Consider the following 17,901-nt stretch of genomic DNA (forward strand, 5'->3'; position numbering starts at 1 on the left):
TTCCTAATAAAATCAATATAAAAAGAGGATATTATAAAACAATATCCTCTTTTTTATTTAGGCATTACGTAAGCCGGGTTTTGTATCAGTTAATTATTTATCTAGACTTACAATTACTTATAAGTTCAAGCAACTTACCATGAAAGTGGACGAGCAGCCCTTAACCTTTCTTTCTTAGTCTTGCTCCAGAGGGGGTTTACAAAACATTTTCAGTTCCCTAAAAATTTGGTAGTCTCTTACACTGCCTTTTCACCCTTACCATTTCTGGCGGTTTGTTTTCTGTTGCACTTTCCTTAGAATTACTTCCAATAGCCGTTAGCTATCCTCTTGCTCTATGGAGCCCGGACTTTCCTCTTGAATAATCAAGCAATTAACTGTAATACCTACAGTTTTTTATTATATCATACTTTTCTTTTTTTAGCTAGTAGAATCTTCATTTTCCTCTTCAGGAATGACTTTTTCTAAAGCTTCCAATACACCTATTATATATTTCTCATACTCTCTATTATAAAGTTCTTTTTTAAAGTTATCCAATATAATACCTAAATCAACAGATTTTTCTTCCATATTCAAGTCTTCTGAAAATTTTAACTCTATTCCTAACTCATCAGTTTCTATATTTTGAATATTAAAAATTAAAACTTTTTGAGGATTTTCTGTATAAAAATCATTTTCTCCTTCAAAAATATTTAAATAGACTTTTATATTTTTAGAATTCTCTAATTTTTCTATAGCTCTTTCAACTCTTCTTAACTCTTTAAAATTTAAAATATCTTTTTCCATATTTACTTTTGCAAAAGCAAGAGAAAATATAAACATATTAATTATAAAAAATTTTATTATTTTTTTCATTTTTTCTCCATTATATCTTAGTAAAAACAGGTAAGTCATTAAATTCAATTATATTAATATCTTTTATTTCTTCTAACTCTTTTAAAATTATTTTTCCAAAAAAATGTTCTGTTTCATAATGCCCTATATCTATTATTATAAAATTTTCTTCTAAAGCCTCTAAAGCCTCATGATATTTTACATCACCTGTTATTAATAAATCAGCACCCATTTTTTTAGCTTTTCTCCAATAACTACTTCCTGCACCATTTACAATAGCAATTTTTTTTATTTTTTTAGAATTTAACTCTCTACCAACTACTCTTATATTTTCTTTTAAAAAAGTTTCTTTTATTTTTTGTAAAAAATTATTAAACTCTTCTTTTTCATTTAAAGAATAAACTCTCCCTATTCCACATTCATTCTCTTTTATTTCATCTATTATTTTACCATTAGTTAAACCTAATCTTTCTCCTACAAAATCATTTAATCCACCAATAGTACTATCTAAATTTGTATGTAAAGTATAAATTGAAATATTATTTTCTATTGCTTTTATTATTTTATTCCCTAAAATTGTATCACTATTAATTCTTTTAATCTCTGAAAATATCATAGGATGGTGTGAAATAATTAAATCTACATTATTTTTTATTGCATTTTCTAAAACCTTATTAGTTACATCTAAAGAAATCTGTATCTTTTTTATTTCATTATTTCTTTTTCCAATTAATAATCCTACATTATCCCAATCCTCACTATTTGTTGTAGGAAATTTTTTTTCTAAAACTTTTATTATTTCATTTAATATCATAATGAAAACATCCTTCCATCTCTTGAAGAAATTTTAGCTAATGCTTTAGTAAATAACTCTTCTCCTTTATTCTTTTCTAATCCCATTTCTTTTTCTATTTCTAAAACAGAATATCTTTTATCATATCCCAAACCAAAATAATATTCCATTGTCTTTATTTCATCATATGAAAGAGTAAACAAAACATCATCTATTGATAAATTTTCAATAATTTTTATTTTCTTTTCTTTATCTTCATTTGTTATTTCAACTTCATCCATATGAGTTTTTGTAAAATAGAATAAAAATTCTTGTCTTATTTGTTCAAATCTTTCTTCTGTATATATTCCCATTTGTCTTGCTGCCCAAATTCTAATATATTTCTTTATATCTCCATTATCATAAGTATATCTATTGATGGCTTCAACAGCTCCCATTATTCCTTCTTGAATAAGCTCTAAATACTCTACGCCTTCTCTTACAAAATAAAGAGCAATTCTTGCTACCTCATTAAAATTATCAATTAAAAGTTTTTCTCTAACTTCTTCTTCCTCTATTTCATTACTTAAATTTTGATATTCTTCTTCTGTTAAAGGCTCATATAAATTTATTTCTTCTAAATAATCTAAAACGTCATCATTTTCTAACTCTTGTACCTCTCTTTTTGAAACTAAAAACTCATTTTCTCTTTCTAATTCCACATCAAAATCTAAATTTTCAATTAAAAAGTTAGCAAACTCATTATTATCTCTATATTTTTCAAATACAAATCTTTCAAAATTTTCTATTAACATTCTTTCTCCTTATTTAAAAATAGGAGCTTTTGCTCCTATTCTTATTTTTGTTTGAAATCTTCTAATTTTTTTCTTCTACTAGGATGTCTTAATTTTCTTAAAGCTTTTACTTCAATTTGTCTAATTCTTTCTCTTGTAACTTTAAATATTTTTCCAACTTCTTCTAGAGTTTTTGGCGCTCCATCTTCAAGTCCATATCTATATCTTAAAACTTGTTTTTCTCTGTTATTTAAAGTATTAAGAACCTCATTAAGTTGTTCTTTTAATAAAACTCTATTAGTTTCTTCATAAGGATTTAACATTTTGTTATCCTCTACAAAATCTCCTAATTCACTATCTTCTTCACTTCCAACAGGAGTTTCTAAAGATATTGGGTCTTGATTCATCTCTTGAATAGCTTTTACTTTTTCTACTTCAAGATTTAATCTCTTAGCTATGATATCAGGAGTAGCATCTCTACCTGTTTCTTGTAAATAAACTCTAGCTTCTTTTTTAATTTTATTAATTGTTTCTATCATATGAACAGGTATTCTTATTGTTCTACCTTGGTCAGCTATGGCTCTTGTAATAGCTTGTCTTATCCACCATGTAGCATATGTTGAAAACTTATATCCTTTTGTATATTCAAACTTATCAACAGCTTTCATAAGTCCAATATTTCCCTCTTGAATTAAATCAAGAAGTTTTAATCCTCTATTTGTATGTTTTTTAGCAATACTAACAACTAATCTTAAATTTGCTTCTACTAATTGTTGTTTTGCATAGTCATCCCCTTCAAAGGCTCTTTTTGCATAATCTAATTCTTCTGCATGACTAAGTAATGGGATTTGTCCTATTTCTCTTAAATACATTTTAATAGGCTCATCTACTCCCATTTCATTAGGTATTATTCCACCATAATAATCATCATCTGAGAAATCATCTCTTCCATAATCATCAAAATCATCTAAATCCATATCATCAAAATCATGGAAATCTAAATCATCTAAGTCTCCAAACTCATCTTCATCTAATATATTTTGTCCCGAAAATTCATCATAATCCATATAATCTAATGGGTCTTTTTCTACTTTCTTTTCTTGTACTGAGCTTGTTTTCTTATTATTTTTAACAACTAAATCTTTCTCAAGAACTACTTCTATTCCTTGGTCTATCATTCCCTCTATTAGTTGTTTAATCTTTTCAACAGAAAGTTCATCTTTTAATTCTCTATTGATTTCTTCATAAGTTACTACCTTATCTTGAATAGCTTTACGAAGTAATGCAAGAACTTTTTCATTTGTTATTAATTCTTTTAATCCTTCCATAGTTGAAAAGCCTCCTTATAAAATATTATATTCACTTAGTATCCCCCTAAAATTTTTATATTTTTCCAATAATTCCTCAAAACTTATATCAGAATATAAACAAATTTCTATCTTTTTTACCTCTAGTGAAAATTTCAAATTTTTCATTTGCATGTTTATATCCTTTATCTCTTTTATGAACCAAGATTTAAATATTTCCTTTAACAACTCTTGCTTTTTTTTATTATCTGTATAATCTAAAGCTCTGTATTGCATTATAAATAATTTATTTTTTTCTTCTTCTGTAAAATTCTCTCTTTCTATAAATTCTTTAAACTCTTTTAAGAAATTTATATTTTTATTTTCGTTAACTTCTTCAAAAAAATAAAATATTTTTTTCACAAAAGATGACTCTATATTTTTATCAGAAAAATATTTATAAAAATCAATCTGTGAAAAAATCAATTCAACAGTCATTTCTTCTAATATACTAACACTACTTGTTTTTTCCTTTTCTTTTTCTAAAAAAAACTCTTTTCTTTCTTCTTTTTTTTGATAAATATTGTTATCTACTAAAGTTTCTTGTAATAATTTTTTTTCTATACCTGTATATTTGGATAATTTATCTAAATAAAGACTTCTCTCTAAAGTAGATTCTACATTCTTAAAAAATTCTTTAAATCTATCTATAAATTTTTCTTTAGACATTATATTAGATAAATCATATTCTTTTGAATACATCTCATATAAGAAATCAAATATTTCTAAAGAATTTTTTACTGCCTTTAAAAAAGCTTCTTTCCCAAAATTTTTTAAAAATTCATCAGGGTCTTTAGCATTTTCTAATTTTAAAACTCTAATATTAAATCCTAAATTTTTTAATATTAAAGCTGTTCTTTCTGTTGCCATTTGTCCAGCATTATCCATATCCAAAGACATTATAATATTATTAGTATATTTTTTTAGTAACTCTCCTTGTTCATATGTAAAAGCAGTTCCCAAAGAAGCAAGTGCCACATCAAACCCATAACAATGAGCCGATAAAACATCCATGTACCCTTCCATTAATAATGAATAATTTTTTTTCTTTAAAATATTTCCCTTATCTTTTATTCCATAAAGATTTTTTCCTTTTTTGAATATTGGTGTATCTGGTGAGTTTATATATTTAGGAACTTCTTTATTATTCTCTAAAGTTCTTCCTCCAAAAGCTATAACTTTCCCACCTATTGAATATATAGGAAAAATTATTCTATTTCTAAAAGTATCATATACACCTTTTTCTCCATTTTTGGCTAAACCTAACTCTATAATATCTTCTTTTTTATGTCCCTTTACTACAAGGTAATCATACAGACTACTCCACTCATTCAAAGCATATCCTAACTGATTTTCTCTTATTATTTTAGGATTAACACCTCTTTTATTTAGATATTCTAAAGCTATTCTTCCATTATTTTCAAAAATATTATCTTGATAATATCTATGTGCATCTTCCATTATCTTATAATATTTTTCATTCTCATTTTCTTTTGCAAAATTTCTTTTATATTCTTTTATAGAAATATTATATTTTTTAGCTAACTCTTCAATAGCTTCTTCATAAGAAATTTTATAATACATAGAGTAAAATTTAATTGCGTTTCCACCAGCTCCACAAACAAAACATTTACAAATATTTTTAGTCGGGCTAACTGAAAATGAAGGAGTTGTATCAGGGTGAAAAGGACAAAGCCCCTTATAATTAGCTCCACTTTTCTTTAATTCAATTACATCTCCTACTACTTCTTCTATTCTTAATTGATTTAATAAATTTTCTATATCTTCTGACCTATATCTCATTAACTTCTCCTAAAAGAAATCTCCAAAAGTATATTATAATATATTTTATTATAAATATCAATTATTTTAATAAAACTCTCTTAATTTCCTGATTAGAAAGGCAACCTATAAAGGTTGCCTTTTTTTATTTTAAAACCTCTTGTATCTTTTCTGTTGCTTTTTGAGCTTTATAATCTCTTTCAACATTTTCTTTTACTTCTGATAAGTCTACTTTTCTAGGTTTTATTTCATTCACTTTTTGGAAAAGGAAAATTTCTCCATCTAAATTTTTAGCTACAACTTTGTTTAAAGGAGCTTTATAAATTTCATTTGTTAAATTTTCTTTATATCCTAATCCTGGAATATATCCTTGGTCTGTGATTCCGTTAAATAAATTAGTATTTAGATATTTATCCAATGGTAAATCTCCAAAAGTTAATTCCCCATTAGAAATTTTTTCTGCTTGTTCTTGAACTTCTTTTAATTTATTAGCAATAGTTTCTTGAGAAATCTCATTTTTTACTAAAATATGACTAGCTTTTACTTTATCTCCATCTTTCTCTTGTACATAAATTATATGTGAACCAAAAACTGTATTAACAACTTCTGGATATATTTTTCCCGCTTCACCTTTAAAAGCTGCCTCAGAAAACTCTGATACCATTTGCTCTTTTGTAAACCAACCTAATTCTCCTCCATTTGCTGAACTTGGATAATCAGATTTTTCTTTTGCAATACTTGCAAAATTTTCTGGTGTTACAGTTACTAATATCTCTTTAGCTTTTTTTTCAGAATTTGCTTTATCTAAATCAGATGGCTCTATTTTTACAAAAGAAATATAAGCATCAGCTGATGGTTGTATATCATATCTTGCTCTATTTTTTTCAAAATAACTATTTAATTCTTCTTGTGTAGGAGTTATCTTCTTTTCTATAGCATTATAAATACCATCATAAGCTTCCTTTACTTGTAAAGAAATTGGTAACCCCTCTTCTAATTTAACCTGATATTCTTCTGCTTTTTTTAATATCTTTATTTGTGTATCAATAAATCTATCTGTTTCTTCTAAAGCTTTATCTTTAGGAACTCCATTACTTATAAATGTAATATAAATTTTATTATAATCTACATTAGTAAAAGTAATTCCCTCTTTTTCTACTTTTGTTTTTTCTAAGTAGTTTGTAAATTGTGGGTCAACATCTGTAATAACCATTTTTTCTTTTAATTTAGTAATCTCTTTTTGATATAATTCTCCTGCTTTTTCTTCTTTTAAATATCCTCTTATTTGTTCTTTACTTTCCTCTAAAGAAAGTCCTTGTAACATTGTAAATTTATTTTCTTCATAGAATTCTTCTATTTCTTCATCTGTTACACTAATATTTCCACCTATTGTTTCTTTAAGTTTTATACTTTTCATACTTCTTTCTAATTCTTTCTTTAAAGAAGCCTTTGTATAACCTTGAGCTGTTAACATCCTTTTAAATTGTTCTTTGTCTTTAAAATTAGATTCTAAGTTATTATACTCATTATTGATATCTTTAGATGAAATCTTTATTTTTAAACTATCAGCCATTTCTTGAACAAGTTCATTTTCTATTACTTGGTCCAAAGCTAAAGTTCCTACTATATCTTCATCTATTTCATTTTTAAAATTATTTGATATCATATTCTTACTTCTTAATACATCTTCTATTTTTATTTTGTTTCCATTTATTTTTAAAGCATAATTTTTAGTTGATGAATATGTTATGTGATTCATTACATATAATGCTAATGAAGAAACAATAAAAGCTACTGTTATAATTACAGTTATAACTTTCATTTGTTTTCTAAATTTTCTAATAGCCATGATATTTTAGTCCTTTCTTTCTGTTTTTTATTTATCATCTAATTTATATTTTCTGATTTTTTCATATAAAGTTGTTCTTCCTATTCCTAAAATCTTAGCTGTTTCTTGTTTATTCCATCTAGTTCTTTGTAATGCCATAGCAATAACAACTCTTTCAACATCATCAAGACTAAATATTTCTTTTTCTAATATTTCTTTTAATGGTCCAATTCCTGAGACAGTTTTATTTTCAACTGTATCAGATTTCATTTTTATTTCAAGAGGTAGATTTTCAATATCAATTATTCTTTCATCTGATAAGATTATCATTCTTTCTAACATATTTCTTAATTCTCTAATATTTCCAGGGAAAGCATATTCTAATAAATATTTCATTACTTCTCCTGAAAGTACAGGAATTGGTTTATTTAAATCTTTAGAAATTCCTGTTAAAAAATAGTTTGCTAATAATGGTATATCCTCTCTTCTATCTCTTAAAGGTGGAACTTCTATTTTAAATCCATTTAATCTGTGATATAAATCTTTTCTGAATTTTCCTTTTTCAATTTCATCTCTTAAATCTTTATCTGTAGAAACTATAAATCTTACATCAGCTCTTTTAGCTCTAGTTCCTCCAACTTTTCTATACTCTCCATATTCAATAACTTTTAAAATTCTTGATTGGATTTTTATATCTATTCCAGCTATCTCATCTATAAATAAAGTTCCTCCATCAATTTCTTCTAGAATACCTTTTTTACTAGATATAGCTCCTGGGAAAGCTCCTCTTTCATATCCAAATAATTCTCTTTCTAATACTTCACTTGTCATTGTTCCACAATTTAAAGTATAAAAATCCTTTCTTCTTCTATCACTTTTTCTATAGATTTCTCTAGCAACTAAAGTTTTTCCAACCCCAGCTTCTCCTGTAATTAGTATAGGTAAATCTGTTGTTGCCATTTTTTCTACTTTAGCTTTTACTTCTTTTATTTTTATAGATTGTCCTATTATTTCTTTTTGTTCTTCTAATTCAGCTATTTTCTCTTTTAATTTTTTATATTTTTTTACATTTTCAATATTTACTAATGCTGGTTTTATAAGTTTTACTATTTCTTCTCCATTAATTGGTTTTAAAGCATAACTATAAATTCCAGCTTTTTCTAATTCATCTAAAATTTCATCTGTTTCTTCATCTATAAGACCAATTGTTACAAATTCTTTCCCTAATCCATTTAATTTTTTCTTTGCATCAATAAAATTAAACCATGTTAAATACTGGTCTAATAATACCACATCAAAATCACTTTCTCTCAACATATCTAATCCATCAAGTAAGTTATTGAAAGTTATAACTTCATAATATTTAACTAATTCTTTTCTAATTTCTTTTAAAACTTCTTTTCTTTCAGATATTGCTAATACTGACTTTTTCATTACTACCTCCTAATTTTTATATACTATTCTTAAAAATATTTACGAACTATTTTAAAACTTTTATATCTGTATTATAATAGTTTTTTTGTATTTTTTCAAGACTTTTTTTTAATTATATCCTTTTATTAATTTTTTTGTTTATTTTATAAACTAGAATTTTCTACTTTTATCTTATCAAATTCATAAAATCATTAGCTGTTATAAATATAATCAACATAAATATAATAATAATTCCACCATAATGAATTCTTTCTTCTACTTTTTTATTCACTTTTATTTTTAATATTTCTAATATAACAAATATTAATCTTCCTCCATCAAGAGCTGGAAATGGTAACAGATTAAAAATTCCAATATTTATTGAAAGAACTGCCACTAACCACAGTAAAGTTCCAATTCCTAATTTACTAGCTTCTCCTACTATATTTATTATTCCAATAGGTCCACTTATTTCCTCTCTTTTTACTTCCCCATTTATCATCATTTTTAAACTATCCAATATATTTCCAAAACCTTTTAAAGCTAAATTTAAACTTTCACCTATTCCATATTTTTCTATATGATACTCTGGAGATATCCCTAAATAATATTTATTATTTTCATTATTTTTAGTTAATTTTGTAACTATTTCTTTTTTTTCTCCATCTCTTTCTATCAATATATTTTTTTCTAAATCTTTTGAATTATCTAAAGAGTTTATAGTTTCTTTTATATCCCACCAAGTATTTATTTTTTTACCTTCAATTTCTAATATTAAATCTCCCTCTTGTAGTGTAGTATTTTTTTCTGAAATTACCTTTCCTACTACAGGTCTTTCATCTATTTTTATCTCTCCACTTGTATATATCATTCCAAATAATATTGTATAAGCTAATAAAAAGTTCATAAAAACTCCAGCTATTAAAACTATGAATCTTTGATAAGCTGGTCTTAAATTAAATCCATCTTCACTTTTATCTTCTAAGTCCATACCTTTAATATTTACATACCCACCTATTGGAATTGCTCTAAAAGAGTATTTAGTTTTCATTCCATCATAAGTATACACTTCTGTTCCCATTCCTACAGAAAATTCTTCCACAGGTATTTTAAATAATCTAGCACTTAAAAAATGTCCTAACTCATGTATTAAGATAATAACGCCTAAAACGAGTAAGGAAATTAAAATTTTCATTATCTTTCCTCCAATTTATTCTTTACAATTTTGTATATTTCCTCTGATATTTCCTCTATTGTTTTTAATCTTCCATTTTCTACACAATTAACTTCTGTCCAACCTTGAGTTTTTGCAACTTCACAAGCATTTTCATATGATTTTCTCATATATTCCTCATCTCTTTCATGAATATCTTTCTTCTCTTCTCCTGTGATTTTATTTTTTCTATTAGCCATAAGGATTTTAGCAAACTCAAGTGGCATATTTATGAAAATTACTAAATCAGCTCTAGGAATTCCAATTTTTTCAAATTCTAAATCCTCTAGCCACTCAATATATTTTCTTTTTTCTTCTTTTGTCGCCAACTTTGAAGCCTGATGAATTATATTTGATTGAACATATCTATCTGTAACTATTACTCCATTATTATTGTAAAATTCTTCCCAATCTTTTTTAAAAGAAGCATATCTATCAATAGCAAACATAGTTGAAATTGGATATGGATTAACTTTTAATGGAGTTTCTCCAAACTCACCAGCTAAATACATTTTTACAGGTGCACAAGCTGGACTATCATAATTAGGAAAAGTTATTTTTTTTACATTTAATTTATCTAATAATAATTTTTCAAAAAGTCTATTTGTTTGAGTTTCTTTTCCACTAGAATCTGTACCTTCTATAACTATTATTTTTCCCATTTCTCTCTCCTAAATAATATTTACATAATTTTTGTATACCCATTCTCTAGTAGCATTATCTACCTTTAATATAGAATCTAAGTCATTTATCTCTACCAAAGAATGATTATCCATTGCTTTTTCTATAATTTTATAAATATCTAAAAATTTTATTTTTTTATTTAAAAATAACTCAACAGCTATTTCGTTAGCAGCATTTAAAACTGTAGGCATTGATTTTCCAATCTTTCCAGCTTTATAAGCTAAATCTAATCCTTTAAAAACTTTTCTATCTGGTTCTTCAAAAGTTAAGTTTCCTACTTTTAATAAATCTAAAGTATCTAAACAATTATTTTGTATTCTATCAGGATAAGTAAAAGCTAATTGTATTGGAAGTTTCATATCAGTAACACCTAATTGAGCTATAACTGCATTATCTTGAAATTCTACAAGAGAATGAATTATACTTTGAGGATGAATTACAACTTTTATTTGGTCGTAATCTACATTAAACAAATGATGAGCTTCTATAACTTCTAATCCCTTATTAACAAGTGATGAAGAATCCACTGTAATTTTTTTACCCATTGACCAATTTGGATGTTTTAGAGCTTCTTCAACAGTAACATCTTTTAATTCTTCCTCTTTTTTTCCTCTAAAAGTTCCACCACTTGCTGTTAAAATAATATTTTTTACTTGAGATTTTTTTCCAGCAAGTAATGATTGAAATATCGCTGAATGCTCACTATCTACAGGAATTATTTCTGACTTAGAATTTTCTTTTAGAAGTTTATTTATATAATCTCCACCAGCTACCATTGTTTCTTTGTTAGCTAAAGCAATTCTTTTTCCTAATTTTATTGCTTCTGATGTAGCTTCAATTCCAATAGCTCCTATTACAGATACTAAAATTATATCAGTTTCCTCTAATTGTCCTAATTTTTTTAATCCCTCTCTACCTACATAAACTTCTAATTCTGGAAATTCAGCCTTTATTTTTTCTTTTCCCTCTTCTGTTCCTATAGAAATATATTTTGGATTAAATTCTTTTATTTGCTCTATTATTAATTTATAATTACTATGAGCACTTAATCCTATTACATTAAATTCATCTCTTTTATTTCTAATAATTTCTAAAGCATTAGTTCCTATACTTCCTGTTGACCCCAATATTGTTATATTTTTCATAACTTACTCTACCTCATTATTCAAATATTTTTAATATATAATATGCCATTGGAATAACAAAAATCATACTGTCAAATCTATCAAGTATCCCACCATGTTCTCCTAAAATTCTACTTGAATCTTTTGTTTTAAATTCTCTTTTAAACATTGATTCAGCCAAATCTCCGATTTGTGCTGTTATACTTACTATTAATCCTAACCAAAATATTGCTATATTATTATCTGATAAATGAAATATTTTATTTATTACAAATAAACTAAGAATCGTAAAAATAATTCCTCCAATAGCTCCCTCTTTTGATTTTTTAGGGCTGATTATAGAAAATCCTTCTTTAAAGAATTTTCTTCCAATACTCATTCCAACAAAATATGCTGCTGTATCACATACCCATACCATAATTTGAACTGCAATAAGCCATTTACCACCATTCTCAAGACCTTGAAACATTATAATATGTCCAAACATCAAACCAATATAAATTATTCCTAATAAACTTGTTCCAACATCTCTAGTTGTATTTTCTATTTGATTTTTTATAACTCTTATACCTAACATTAAAACTAAAGATAGAATTATAAGTCCAAAAGTTTCTTCAAGCCCCACAAAATACATAACATTTGGGATTAATACCCCTGTTAATACACCTAAATTTTTATAAGGTTTTATTTCTACAACCTCTGACATTTTATAAAATTCATGTAGAGCTATACCTATAATTATACTAGCAAGTAATAATAAATAAATATCTCCTTTTAAATATATAAACATTAATACAGGAATACCTAATATGGCTATTAATATTCTATTCAGCATCTAATCTTCCTCCAAATCTTCTTTCTCTTTTGTTATAACTGTATATTGCCTTTTCTAATTCTTTTTCATCAAAATCTGGCCAATAAGTATCTGTTATATAAAATTCTGAATAAGCTATTTGCCAAAGAAGAAAATTTGAAATTCTAAATTCTCCACTTGTTCTTATAATTAATTCTGGGTCTGGCAAATCATTATATAGATATTTTGAAAAATTTTCCTCTGTAACCTCCTCTTGAGAATCCTTTATTTTTTTTATTGCATCAATTATTTCAGCTCTTCCTCCATAATTAAATGCAATATTTAATGTCATTTTATAATCTTTTGAAGTTTCTTCTTGTAATTTTTCTATTGCTTTTAAAAGAGATTCACTAACTCCCTCTTTTCTTCCTGAAACCATAAATCTTACATTATTATCTAATAACATTTTTCTTTCTGAGTTTATATATGTTTTAAACAAAGTCATTAAAGCATTTACTTCTTCTTGTGACCTTTTCCAATTTTCTGTTGAGAAAGCATAGACTGTTAAATACTCTACCCCTATTCTTCTACAATGTTCTACTATTTTTCTTAAGGCTGTTGCTCCAGCTTTATGTCCAAAAACTCTAGGTCTATTTTTACTTTTAGCCCATCTTCCATTTCCATCCATTATAATTCCAATATGTTTTGGTATATTTATATTTTTTTCCAATTTTTCACCTCACTTATTATTCTAAGATTCTATCATATATTTTGTTTTTTTTCCATACATATTTACATTATATTCTTTTTTTAATCTTGTTATTTTTTTATTTTATTTAATAATTTAGATTTGTTAATAATAAAAGCCCGAGATTTCTCTCGAGCTTTTACCTTTATGAATATTAATTACATTAAAACAACTAATTTATTTAAGTAGTCTTATTTTTCATATTTTACTTCTACTCTTCTATTTTTTGCTCTTCCTTCTTTTGTTCTGTTGTCTACTACTGGTCTATCTTCTCCATATCCTTTTGTTTCATATTTTAATTTTTCATTTGTTACATTTTTCTTTAATTCTTCTTCTACTGCTTTGGCTCTTCTTTCTGATAGACCTTGGTTGTATTCTCTTGTTCCTGTCCAGTCTGTATGCCCTTCTAATTTTAATGTTCCTTTATATTTTTTTTTATTCAATTCTTTTGATACTTTTTCTATTGTTTCTTTTCCTTCTGGTTTAATTTCTGATTTATCAAAGTCAAATAGATTTGTTAATGAAAAATCTTTTATACTACTAAACTTATATCTAAATCCTAAATTAAATTGCCATGAATTATCATCTCTATGACCAAATTGTCTTTCTATATCTGCATATACATATAGATTTTCTGTCATATTTTTAGCTGCTCCTATTCCTACATCATACCAAGTTCCTTTATTTTTGTAATTTCTAAATTCTTCTCCTAGTGAACCTGTCATATCCACAGCATTTACATCTTGTTCTCCTAAAAATTCATGATTTACATCTGCTTTTAAGTAAATTGTATTGTCTTTACCGTTATCGTTATAGAAATCATGACCTAATCTAAATCCTATACGACCAATTAAACTATGAATATCACTATAATCTACTCTTGTTCCTTGATTTGTTGTATAATCTACATCTTCTATATATGTATATTGTAATTGCGCTTGTGGTTCAAAGTATGTTTTTTCTGTTAAATCGTATCTTTTCCCAAATTCTGCACTTGCTCCTAAGAATAGGTTTCTAAAATCCCCTTCTACTTTAGCTCCAGTTTCTCTTCCATTTATACTGAAGTTATTTGACATTCTTCCTACTCTAAATACATAGTCACTATAGAATCCATCATTATAAACATTTGTATCATATAACCATAAAGCTACACGGTCTATATCTGCTTCTCCTATTATATTTTTATATTCCATAGTTCCTTCTGTGTATTCAAGCGCTATTCCTCTATATTCATTTCCTTTTCCATCGTCCATTGGATAAGTTTTGTCATAACCTAATTGGTACATATTATTACGTAATCTATATTCTTTATCTTCTCCAACTCTATCATTTCTAATTCTTGTCCAAATTCCCTCATCACCATCTACAAAACTCATATCTCCTAAACGTTTATTAAGGTTATCCATATATACAGCACTTGCATAGTTGGCTCTTGACATTTCTAATATAGTTTTTCCACCATCATTGATTTCTTCTCCTACTCTTGTTAAATACCAGTTTTCAGAAGCAATAAATTTTCCTTCTTCTGTAGTTGTTTCGTCATCAGCTAATGTTATTTCCAAAGTTGTTGATGTATTATCTTTTGTTTGTTCTTTATTTCCAGAAACAAGACTATCTCCTGGTTTATTAGCACTTGCTCCATCACCATTATAAACTTTATTTTCTTCATCATTTATATCATAATCTTCATTATGAGTTTCAAAAGAAACATTATTAATACCTCTTTCTTTTACCTCATTTACTTCAAATGTTACTTTTCCATAAGCATTTTTTCCTAATGTAGCAAAACGTAATTTTTCTCCATAATCTAAAGATAAAACACTATCTGTTAAGTTTATTTTTTGAGTTAATACTTTAGATTCTTGACCATCTGAATTATCATCTAAAGATAGTGCCTCAATTCCAGTACCTACATCATAAATATATAACATATTTCCTAATTCTTTTTCCTCTGCGTTTAATGTTAAATTAAAAGTTCCTTCTCCAGTTAGATTTTTTATTCTCAAAGCGTTTCCTTCATATGTTAAATCTACAACTCCACCACCATCAGTAAAATTAAGATTAGTTATAAAGCTTTGACCTATGACATTCCACATAGCATTATTTCCTAAATTTAAAGTAACTTCTCCACCTGAAGTTATATCTGATGAGAATTTATCATTACGCAACCCTATACCATCAAAATCTCTTGAAGAATAATCATCTACTCTTCCAACAAAGTATCCACCATTAGACATATCTAAATTTACTTTTCCGCCATTAGCTGCAAGAACTTCTCCTACTACTATTGTACTACTATTTTTTCCATTATTTATTTCTATTAATGATTTCTCTTTTCCTGAAATAATATCTCCTATTAAATAAATCTTACTTTCATCTTTTCCTTCTACTTTTATTTTTCCTCCAGCTGTTGCCATCAAAGAAATATCCGTATTTTCTATAATTTCTTTTGCTTTTTCTGTATAAATATCGTCTGGATTATAAGGATTGTCTTCTTTTTCAAATATATCATTTCCAGAAATTATTGTTAAACTTCCATTTACAGTAGATGACGAATCTTTTCCTTCTGTATATATTCCTACATTATTAATTTTAATATCATCTTTTTGTCCATCTTCGCCAGTATTACTTATTATAGTAGTATTACCTGATAAACTAATATTACCACCTTCTATAGCTTGAATTACTGGTCTTACCATCAAATTTTCTTTATCATATTTTTGAATTAAATAATTATTTCCTTCAAAACGATTAGTTCCATTAAATACCATGTTAGCATTTTTACTTGTTATAGCTATATCACTAGATTTGAATTCATTTATTCCAGCTATTTCAAATTTATTTTCTTTTCCTTCAATCTTTATTCCTTGAGTTACATCATCAAAAAAACTAGTTACAGTTGAATTAGTACCAACTTGTTTTGCGCTTTCTCCAGTTAATTGTTTTCCATTTACTTCCATAATAAGATTACTACCAGTTAAAGAAATTTTTCCTCCATTACTATTTTCTATTCCCATAACAGTATTATTTTCAGAAGAGTTTCTCCATAAATGTTGTCCTTCTCCAGAAAAATTAAGAGTTAAATTTCCTTTATTTGAAGTAGCATTCCCATTTATTAAAGAGCCTGAAGCAATATTTAAATTTATTAATCCACTATTAGAAGCTAAAATGTCTCCTTTTATATTATATAATATTTCTTTATTATTTTCAGAAGTAATTTTTCCATATTCACTATCAGCCCAAATAGCTTTTCCTGAATTAAGATTAATAGTTACATTATTTCCCTTTAATAATATTTCACTGCCATGTCTATTTTTTCCACCAAATATAAATCCACCTAGGCTCTTATTATTAGCAACTATACCATTATTATCTTTATATCCATTTATAACTACATCTCCAACTTCAATATATCCATCTTTTCCTGCCCATATACCATAAGAATTATTTTCAAATAAATTTATATTTGTTATTCCTTTTAAATATATTTCCCCTTTTCCTTTTGAGTTATCTCTTAAAGTTTCATCACAACCTGCAAAAACAGCAGTATAACCCTTACCATAAATATCAATTTTAGCTGATTCATTTATAGTAATTTTATGAATTTCATTTTCACTTTGTATTGATGAATTAGCTCTTATTCCATGTCCTTGTTTTACTGTAACATCTAAATAATTTATAGTTGCATATGCTGAAGTAGCATCACGACTTAAATTTAAAGCATCTGATATAGGAGCGTCTATATTTGCAACATACTTATTTAATACTATATGAGGATTCCAGTTTGTTAAATGAATTCCATCAGAGTTTGATGCCTTCCCATTAACAGTAATATATAAATCAGTATTTGGTAAATCATATCTACCACTCCATGTTTTTAATCCTGATTTATCTGTAACAGTAATATGTATTTCTTTAAATTGGTCTAAGGTCATTCCCCCATGTTCTGAAGATTTATATTCGGTAAAACTTTCATTATTATTTCCAGTTAATTTTTTCCCACCTGCGATATCTTCAATTATAAAATCAGCATAACCAATACTACCAGTTATTAAAAAAGTAGTTATTAACGCCAATGTTACTTTAACTTTTCTCTTAAGCCATCTCTTCAAACTTTTTTCAATATTATCTTTCATAGTACACCCCCATAATAATAAATTATTTTTTAGATAAAAAAAAGCAATCTAAAATAGATATATAAAAACTTTTGTTTTTTTTATATCCTCTTAAATTGCAATCATTACATTTATTTCTTAATAAAAGTTTACTACAAAAAAAAAAAAAAAAAAAGCAATACTTTTTTATCAAAAATAACATTCAATCTTATATACATGTATTTATTTTAAAGTATTTCAATATTAAAATATAACAAAAAATATTTTTTTAGATTATATTTATTTTTTTGTATCACTATTTTAACAAATGGCAAAATTTGTCTTTATACTTTATACTAAATTAAATATTATTAGATAGTTAAATTTTTATTCTTAATCCTACTCTTAATAAATAAAAAATTTGGTAACAAATAATATAAATTTTTAAAATTTTGGCACAACTTTTATAATCTATATTT

At 25.9% G+C, this 17,901-nt stretch carries 13 protein-coding genes and 1 other RNA gene; all 14 read right to left on the reverse strand.

The window, feature by feature from the left end; genetic code table 11:
* Positions 1 to 54: 54 nt before the first annotated feature.
* An RNA gene (gene rnpB / locus T364_RS10940) (RNase P RNA component class A) lies at positions 55 to 386 on the reverse strand.
* 31 nt (positions 387 to 417) lie between these two features.
* Positions 418 to 852, reverse strand: a complete 435-nt coding sequence (locus tag T364_RS0101725; protein ID WP_027128034.1) for a hypothetical protein — start codon at positions 850 to 852, stop codon at positions 418 to 420.
* Between the two features lie 10 nt (positions 853 to 862).
* On the reverse strand, positions 863 to 1,645 hold the full coding sequence (locus tag T364_RS0101730; protein ID WP_027128035.1) for a Nif3-like dinuclear metal center hexameric protein: 783 nt from the start codon (positions 1,643 to 1,645) through the stop codon (positions 863 to 865).
* A complete protein-coding gene (locus T364_RS0101735; protein WP_027128036.1) occupies positions 1,642 to 2,418 on the reverse strand; it encodes a sigma factor in 777 nt (258 codons plus the stop codon). The genes T364_RS0101730 and T364_RS0101735 overlap by 4 nt, the downstream gene beginning before the upstream one ends.
* Before the next feature lie 41 nt (positions 2,419 to 2,459).
* On the reverse strand, positions 2,460 to 3,725 hold the full coding sequence (rpoD, locus tag T364_RS0101740) for an RNA polymerase sigma factor RpoD (RefSeq protein WP_027128037.1): 1,266 nt from the start codon (positions 3,723 to 3,725) through the stop codon (positions 2,460 to 2,462).
* 15 nt (positions 3,726 to 3,740) lie between these two features.
* Positions 3,741 to 5,546: a DNA primase gene (dnaG, locus tag T364_RS0101745; protein WP_027128038.1), complete on the reverse strand. Its 1,806-nt coding sequence runs from the start codon at positions 5,544 to 5,546 to the stop codon at positions 3,741 to 3,743.
* A 124-nt stretch (positions 5,547 to 5,670) separates the two neighbouring features.
* Complete coding sequence (locus T364_RS0101750; protein WP_027128039.1) at positions 5,671 to 7,374, reverse strand: peptidylprolyl isomerase; 1,704 nt, start codon at positions 7,372 to 7,374, stop codon at positions 5,671 to 5,673.
* A gap of 27 nt (positions 7,375 to 7,401) precedes the next feature.
* Positions 7,402 to 8,787, reverse strand: coding sequence for a sigma-54-dependent transcriptional regulator (locus T364_RS0101755; protein WP_027128040.1), 1,386 nt, complete (start codon positions 8,785 to 8,787; stop codon positions 7,402 to 7,404).
* A 166-nt stretch (positions 8,788 to 8,953) separates the two neighbouring features.
* Positions 8,954 to 9,961, reverse strand: a complete 1,008-nt coding sequence (locus T364_RS0101760) for a M50 family metallopeptidase (RefSeq protein ID WP_027128041.1) — start codon at positions 9,959 to 9,961, stop codon at positions 8,954 to 8,956.
* On the reverse strand, positions 9,961 to 10,641 hold the full coding sequence (locus T364_RS0101765) for a dTMP kinase (protein WP_027128042.1): 681 nt from the start codon (positions 10,639 to 10,641) through the stop codon (positions 9,961 to 9,963). Before T364_RS0101765 ends, T364_RS0101760 begins: the two co-directional genes overlap by 1 nt.
* Positions 10,642 to 10,650: 9 nt before the next feature.
* The gene (locus tag T364_RS0101770) at positions 10,651 to 11,808 is read right to left on the reverse strand and encodes a 1-deoxy-D-xylulose-5-phosphate reductoisomerase (RefSeq protein ID WP_027128043.1); all 1,158 of its coding nucleotides are present in this window, start codon (positions 11,806 to 11,808) and stop codon (positions 10,651 to 10,653) included.
* Positions 11,809 to 11,824: 16 nt separating this feature from the next.
* Positions 11,825 to 12,622 carry a phosphatidate cytidylyltransferase gene (locus T364_RS0101775; RefSeq protein ID WP_027128044.1) on the reverse strand — a complete coding sequence of 266 codons (798 nt, stop codon included), beginning with the start codon at positions 12,620 to 12,622 and terminating at the stop codon, positions 11,825 to 11,827.
* Positions 12,612 to 13,310, reverse strand: coding sequence for an undecaprenyl pyrophosphate synthase (locus T364_RS0101780; RefSeq protein WP_027128045.1), 699 nt, complete (start codon positions 13,308 to 13,310; stop codon positions 12,612 to 12,614). Before T364_RS0101780 ends, T364_RS0101775 begins: the two co-directional genes overlap by 11 nt.
* Positions 13,311 to 13,519: 209 nt before the next feature.
* The gene (locus T364_RS0101785) at positions 13,520 to 17,464 is read right to left on the reverse strand and encodes an autotransporter outer membrane beta-barrel domain-containing protein (protein WP_027128046.1); all 3,945 of its coding nucleotides are present in this window, start codon (positions 17,462 to 17,464) and stop codon (positions 13,520 to 13,522) included.
* Positions 17,465 to 17,901 lie beyond the last annotated feature (437 nt).

The sequence above is a fragment of the Fusobacterium perfoetens ATCC 29250 genome, assembly GCF_000622245.1.
GTDB lineage: Bacteria > Fusobacteriota > Fusobacteriia > Fusobacteriales > Fusobacteriaceae > Fusobacterium_B > Fusobacterium_B perfoetens.

What these genes read in the sequence shown, in the direction of transcription:
- T364_RS0101725 (WP_027128034.1), bottom strand. Translation starts at nt 852, where the DNA reads ATGAAAAAAATAATAAAATTTTTTATAATTAATATGTTTATATTTTCT.
- T364_RS0101730 (WP_027128035.1), bottom strand. Translation starts at nt 1,645, where the DNA reads ATGATATTAAATGAAATAATAAAAGTTTTAGAAAAAAAATTTCCTACA.
- T364_RS0101735 (WP_027128036.1), bottom strand. Translation starts at nt 2,418, where the DNA reads ATGTTAATAGAAAATTTTGAAAGATTTGTATTTGAAAAATATAGAGAT.
- rpoD (WP_027128037.1), bottom strand. Translation starts at nt 3,725, where the DNA reads ATGGAAGGATTAAAAGAATTAATAACAAATGAAAAAGTTCTTGCATTA.
- dnaG (WP_027128038.1), bottom strand. Translation starts at nt 5,546, where the DNA reads ATGAGATATAGGTCAGAAGATATAGAAAATTTATTAAATCAATTAAGA.
- T364_RS0101750 (WP_027128039.1), bottom strand. Translation starts at nt 7,374, where the DNA reads ATGGCTATTAGAAAATTTAGAAAACAAATGAAAGTTATAACTGTAATT.
- T364_RS0101755 (WP_027128040.1), bottom strand. Translation starts at nt 8,787, where the DNA reads ATGAAAAAGTCAGTATTAGCAATATCTGAAAGAAAAGAAGTTTTAAAA.
- T364_RS0101760 (WP_027128041.1), bottom strand. Translation starts at nt 9,961, where the DNA reads ATGAAAATTTTAATTTCCTTACTCGTTTTAGGCGTTATTATCTTAATA.
- T364_RS0101765 (WP_027128042.1), bottom strand. Translation starts at nt 10,641, where the DNA reads ATGGGAAAAATAATAGTTATAGAAGGTACAGATTCTAGTGGAAAAGAA.
- T364_RS0101770 (WP_027128043.1), bottom strand. Translation starts at nt 11,808, where the DNA reads ATGAAAAATATAACAATATTGGGGTCAACAGGAAGTATAGGAACTAAT.
- T364_RS0101775 (WP_027128044.1), bottom strand. Translation starts at nt 12,622, where the DNA reads ATGCTGAATAGAATATTAATAGCCATATTAGGTATTCCTGTATTAATG.
- T364_RS0101785 (WP_027128046.1), bottom strand. Translation starts at nt 17,464, where the DNA reads ATGAAAGATAATATTGAAAAAAGTTTGAAGAGATGGCTTAAGAGAAAA.